This window comes from Mesorhizobium silamurunense, assembly GCF_014843825.1.
GTDB classification, from domain to species: Bacteria; Pseudomonadota; Alphaproteobacteria; order Rhizobiales; family Rhizobiaceae; genus Mesorhizobium; species Mesorhizobium silamurunense.
In genome coordinates this window covers 1-5,851 of record NZ_JHQR01000193.1, presented here as the reverse complement: position 1 = coordinate 5,851, position 5,851 = coordinate 1, and the positions used below count along the sequence as shown (strand labels likewise).

The following is a 5,851-nucleotide window of genomic DNA, read 5'->3' as shown; positions in this document are numbered from 1 at the left end:
GCCGCGCATGCCGTGCCCGAACGGCCCGAAGCCGCCGCGGCCGCCGAAACGGCCGGCCATATGCATGAATACGCGCTCACCGAAATGGTTGTGTCTGTGCATGGATTGCTCCTTGAGTTATGTCGTACGATATATCTTAGTTAGATCGCGATCCTCAGAGAGAGTCAAGATATATCTTACGATGTATCGCGACCGAAGCAAGGGACGTTACCGGGCGGTCGAAATGCGAAGCGACGCGTCGGGGAAACGGGCTACCAGCGGCCCTTGCGGCGGTTCCAGGCGTAGAGCAGATCGGCGAAGCGGTCATAGGCAAAGCGCGTCAGCGGCAGCGCCACCGGGTTGCCGAAGAGCGCTGCCAGCCAGCTTTCGCCCGGAGTCATGCGCCAGACAGCGATCGCCACATCCGCGCCGACCAGCAGCCTGCCCTCGGCATCGGTCGCATGCAGCCGGCGGCGGATGTCCTCCAGCGAGGCGCCGAATGCGGCCAGCGCCGCCGGCTCGAAATTGATGTCGCGGAATTCGATCCGGCCTGCCTTGACCGCCTCGATCAGCCGCCGCTTTTGGTGGTTGATGCCAGCGTCGCAGACCGGGCAGCGCGTATTGTACCAGACCGTCAGCAGGGGCACGGACATGGCAGACTATCGGATACGCCGCCGCGCTCCGCAACACCGCGCCCGCGCTCTGATGGTTTCCTATCCCAGTGAACTGATGATCTCGCGATAGGCGAATTCCGGGAACGCCTTCATCGTCCGCGTCCTGACATTGCCGCCCGACGACAGCATCAACGCGAAACGGGCAAGCACCGCATCGTCCGGCGCTTCGACAATGGCGACCATGTCGCATTCGCCCATGGTCAGATAGAACGCCTTGAACGATCCGCCCATCTCCCCAAGCAGCTTCTTGGCGGCGTCGAGCCGTTTCGGCGACTCCCGCACATTCCTGGCACCCAACTCGGTCCAGTTGATAAGCACGATGTAGGTTGTCATGGCACACCTCCCTCCGGCGCCACGGAGCGGGCGCCTGGCCGTTGCGGCCGGGCGCCGGGGCGGGCATCCGGCTTGTCGCCCACAAATGCATCCGACCTCAAAATTATCCTCCTGTCGGGCAGCCCCGGCAAGGCGCCAATGCAGTGGCTGGAATCGGGTAGGAGGGAGCTTTGGGCGTCCCTCCTCCCACACCACCGTGCGTACGGTTCCGTACACGGCGGTTCATGAAGCGTGATTTAGGCGTCGGAGCTCCTGCTGGAGCGAGATCAGCCCGAGCCGGTCGAAGAAGGCCTTGCGGAAGACATCGTTCATGTGACTGGCTCCGGCGTTCCACCAGGGACCGCGGCCGTTAGCGGCCGAGTCACGCGCGCGTTGCTCCGTCAGGCCGCGCTGCATCAGCCGCGCGGCACGGGTAGCCGGTCGTTTCCATTGCCGCCACAGGATGCCGCGCAACCTGCGCCGCAGCCAGCCGTCCAGTTCCTCGAGGACCCCTTTCCCTTCCGTCAGCCGGAAGTAGGCGATCCAGCCGCGCAGGATCGGAGCGAGGTCCTTGACGGTGGCGGCAAGGGCGCGACCGCGCCCTGCCCGGAAGGCTCCCCTCAGCTTGTCCCGCAGCCGCGCCACGCTCGCCCCTGCGATCAACAGGCGCGGTGCCTTGTGGGCGGTCATGGTGAAGCCGAGGAAGGTGCGCTTCCACGGTCGGTCCACGGCGCTCTTGGCCCCGTTGACCATAAGCTTCAGCCGCTCGGACAGGAAGCGGGTGAGCGAGGCCATGATCCGCTCGCTGGCACGCTGCGACCGTACATAGACGTTGCAGTCGTCGGCGTAGCGGCAGAAGGCATGGCCGCGCCGCTCCAGTTCCTTGTCGAGGGCGTCGAGCAGGATGTTCGACAGCAGCGGCGAGAGCGGTCCGCCTTGCGGCGTGCCCTCGCTGCGGGCCGTCGTGATCCCGCCCGTCATCAACCCGGCTTGCAGGTAGCGGCGGATCAACCGCAGCACCCGCTTGTCCGCGACCTTGCGGGCCACGCGCGCCATCAGGACGTCGTGGTTCACCCGGTCAAAGAACTTCTCCAGATCGAGGTCGACCACGAAGCGGCGGCCGTTGGCCACATGGGACCGGGCGGCAAGGACCGCGTCGTGGGCGCTCCGCCCAGGCCGGAAGCCGTAGGAGGAGGCGGAGAAGTCCGGATCGAAGATCGGCATCAGCACCTGATGCATCGCCTGCTGGATGAGCCGGTCCAGCACCGTCGGGATGCCCAATTGCCGCATCCCTTTGCCGCCGGGCTTGGGGATTTCCACCCCGCGCACCGGCGCCGGTCTGTAGCGATCCGCCAGCAAGTCTTCCCTGATGCGCGGCCAATGCGCCGTGAGGTAGGGCTTCAGTTGTTCCACCGTCATCTTATCGATGCCCGGCGCACCCTTGTTCGCCACCATCCGGCTCAAGGCCGCCATCATGTTCTCGCGGCTGAGGATCATCTCCATCAGTCGCTCGTCTGCCTCCGGTCGAGAGGGTGACGATCCTGCCGTGGTGCTTGATGCACCCAATGCCTGCCCTCGCGGCTTCCGGCCGCTGCTCTCAGCATGGGCACGGGACATCTCGGTCCCGTCTTCTGCATCTGTCTTCACCATCGAAAGACCGGCCTCCGTCCGGCACTCCATGTTCGGCCCTTCACCGGTTGGTCCGGCTAATACGGCTTCTGCTGACTTCTGCCGCCCCGTCCCGGCGCCTCGCGACGCCGGTAGCACACCTGAAACCAGGGGCAGGTCGGCAGACCTCCCAGGGTAAGACGCGTGACCTTCGTGCCATATACCTGTCGCATCTACGCCCGCATCCTCCGGGTGATATCGGACTTCGGGCTTGCGTGATCCCTCGCCCGGATGCGGACGCCTCATATGCTCTTCCTGTTCGTCAGGCCGGCACTTTGCTTACAGCTTCCTTCAGACCCCGCCTCGCGACGACGCCCTTGCTGTTCGGCTAACGGTTCCCATCACCAGGGCCCGTAGAGGACTCTCACCTCCAAGTCATCGACCGGACACCACTCCGGCCAAATCGCGCCAGTCACGGCGCTCCGCGCCATGCCTGGCGCACACGCAAAAAGGGCGCCCAAGGCGCCCTTTCGATGTGCTTTGTCCGATATTCGTATCAGCTGTCGAGGAAGCTTCTCAGCTTGCGCGAGCGGCTCGGATGCTTGAGCTTGCGCAGTGCCTTGGCCTCGATCTGGCGGATGCGCTCGCGCGTGACCGAGAACTGCTGGCCGACCTCTTCCAGCGTATGGTCGGTGTTCATGCCGATGCCGAAGCGCATTCTGAGCACGCGCTCCTCGCGCGGGGTGAGCGAAGCCAGCACCCTGGTCGTCGTCTCGCGCAGGTTGGCCTGGATCGCCGCGTCGATCGGCAGGATCGCCATCTTGTCCTCGATGAAGTCGCCGAGATGCGAATCCTCTTCGTCGCCGACAGGGGTTTCGAGCGAGATCGGCTCCTTGGCGATCTTCAGCACCTTGCGCACTTTTTCCAGCGGCATGGCGAGCTTCTCGGCCAGTTCCTCCGGCGTCGGCTCGCGGCCGATCTCGTGCAGCATCTGGCGCGAGGTGCGCACGATCTTGTTGATCGTCTCGATCATGTGCACCGGAATGCGGATGGTGCGCGCCTGGTCGGCGATCGAGCGGGTGATCGCCTGCCGGATCCACCAGGTCGCGTAGGTCGAGAACTTGTAGCCGCGGCGGTACTCGAATTTGTCGACCGCCTTCATCAGGCCGATATTGCCTTCCTGGATCAGGTCCAGGAACTGCAGGCCGCGGTTGGTGTATTTCTTGGCGATGGAGATGACGAGGCGAAGGTTCGCCTCCACCATTTCCTTCTTGGCGATCGCGGCCTCGCGCTCGCCCTTCTGCACCTGGTTGACGATCTTGCGGAATTCCAAGATCGAGATCGCCGTCTCGGTGGCGAGGCTCTGGATCTCGGCGCGCAGCTCCTTGATCGTATCCTTCTCGTTCTTGGTGAATTCCTTCCAGCCGCGCGAGGTCAGGTTGGCGATCGAGCGCGTCCAGTTCGGATCGAGCTCCGAGCCCTGATACTCCTTGAGGAACTCCTCGCGGCGCACGCCGTAGCTTTCGGCGAGCCGAAGCAGCTTGCCCTCGTTCTGCACCAGGCGCTTGTTGATGTCGTAGAGCTGCTCGACCAGCGCCTCGATGCGCGCGGTGTTGAGCGACAGCGACTTCACCGCCTTGATGAGCTGCTCCTTGAGCTCCTTCAGCCGGCGATCCTGGCTGGGCGAAAGCGTGCCGGCAGCCGCCAGCCGGTTCTCGACCTGCTGGTCCTGCAGCTTGCGAAGCTTCTTGTAGGTGTCGGCGATGACGTCGAGCGTCTCCATCACCTGCGGGCGCAGTTCCGCTTCCATCGCGGCGAGCGACAGGCTTGCCTCGTCCTCGTCGTCTTCCTCTTCTTCCAGCCCGCGCGTGTCGCCGCCGACATTGGTGATGTCGTCCTCTTCGTCACGCGCCGCCGCGCGGCCGCGCGGCTTTTCCTCGGGCTTGGGCGCTTCCTCGACGCGTTCGACGACCGGCGCCTGCTTGGCCTCGGGCCCGGCATAGGTCGCTTCGAGGTCGATGATCTCGCGCAGAAGGATTTTCGATTCGTTGAGCTCGTCGCGCCAGATGATGATCGCCTGGAAGGTGAGCGGGCTTTCGCACAGGCCCGCGATCATCGTCTCGCGGCCGGCCTCGATGCGCTTGGCGATCGCGATCTCGCCCTCGCGCGACAGAAGCTCGACCGAGCCCATCTCGCGCAGATACATGCGCACCGGATCGTCCGTGCGGTCGGTCGGCTCTTTCTTGGTGGTCGTGGTGGCGACGGCGGTGCCGGTCTGCTCGGCAAGCTCGTTGGCGTCTTCCTCGGAATCGGCACCCGCGTCGCCGCCTTCCGCCTCCTCGCCCTGCTCGTCGTCCTCGACGACGTTGATGCCCATGTCGGAGAGCATGGCCATCGTGTCCTCGATCTGCTCGGAGGTCACTTCCTCCGAAGGCAGCACCGAGTTCAGCTCGTCCATGGTCACATAGCCGCGCTTCTTGGCGGCCTTGATCATCTTCTTGACAGCATCGTCGGAAAGGTCGAGCAGAGGGCCATCGGTGGCGCCTTCACGTTCGGTCTCGACCTCTTCCTTTTCCTTTGTCGCCATTCTTTGTCGTCTCCAAGCGGCCGAATATCGAAGCCGCGTAAGCTGCCCGACTGGTCATACCGGATGCGTTCGCACCAGAACGCTTCTTACCGGGCCAGTAACCGCATCTCTCGTTAAGTCCAGATTAACCCTGGTATCTGTGGCAGGCCTTTTGCCTGTCCAGTCACCAGCACCTCACATCGCTCAAAATTTCCCGCCGACGCCGGGGCACGGTTAACGTTTCGAATCGTCCTGATTCCGCCAATCTGCCAGAAGGTCAAGCGCCTCTGGCATGATTCGCATGAAAAAAGCGAATCAATTACCCGACTTAGGGGCGTCGATTCGACGCGCCTTGAGCATTTCCACTTCATTTCGGGGCAGACCTGAACCTAAACGCGCCCAACCCTGCCTGATGAAACGCCGAACCCTTCGATCAGCGCTTCCGTTGCCTGCACATCGTTGAATTGCGCTTGAATCTCGACGAGATGCCGGAAGTTTTCATCCGAAGGGTCTGCGTCGAGCGCCGCCTGCGCCTGTTTCAGCTCTCTATGTAAGGTGCGCGCGCTGCGCTGCAAGTGCAGCGCCTGGCTGAAGGCGTCGCGGGCATCGTCGAGCGCCGCGGTTTCGAGCGCCGGCCACTGCCGCGCCCGCTTGATCAGCGCCACCGCACGCTCCCAGATGCCACCGCACCCGGCGCGCTCGATCGTGGCGA

General features: G+C 64.0%; 4 protein-coding genes and 1 pseudogene. All 5 read right to left on the bottom strand.

Going from position 1 to position 5,851, the window contains the following annotated elements; all coding sequences use genetic code 11:
* Positions 1–251: 251 nt before the first annotated feature.
* On the bottom strand, positions 252–632 hold the full coding sequence (locus DH10_RS21545) for a thiol-disulfide oxidoreductase DCC family protein (protein ID WP_192385298.1): 381 nt from the start codon (positions 630–632) through the stop codon (positions 252–254).
* 60 nt (positions 633–692) lie between these two features.
* On the bottom strand, positions 693–986 hold the full coding sequence (locus DH10_RS21540) for a GYD domain-containing protein (protein WP_126092479.1): 294 nt from the start codon (positions 984–986) through the stop codon (positions 693–695).
* Between the two features lie 222 nt (positions 987–1,208).
* Positions 1,209–2,468, bottom strand: coding sequence for a group II intron reverse transcriptase/maturase (gene ltrA, locus DH10_RS21535; RefSeq protein ID WP_246506598.1), 1,260 nt, complete (start codon positions 2,466–2,468; stop codon positions 1,209–1,211).
* A gap of 661 nt (positions 2,469–3,129) precedes the next feature.
* Positions 3,130–5,160, bottom strand: a complete 2,031-nt coding sequence (rpoD, locus tag DH10_RS21530) for an RNA polymerase sigma factor RpoD (RefSeq protein ID WP_192256888.1) — start codon at positions 5,158–5,160, stop codon at positions 3,130–3,132.
* 368 nt (positions 5,161–5,528) lie between these two features.
* Positions 5,529–5,851, bottom strand: a pseudogene (locus DH10_RS21525) (DNA primase); the annotation flags it as partial.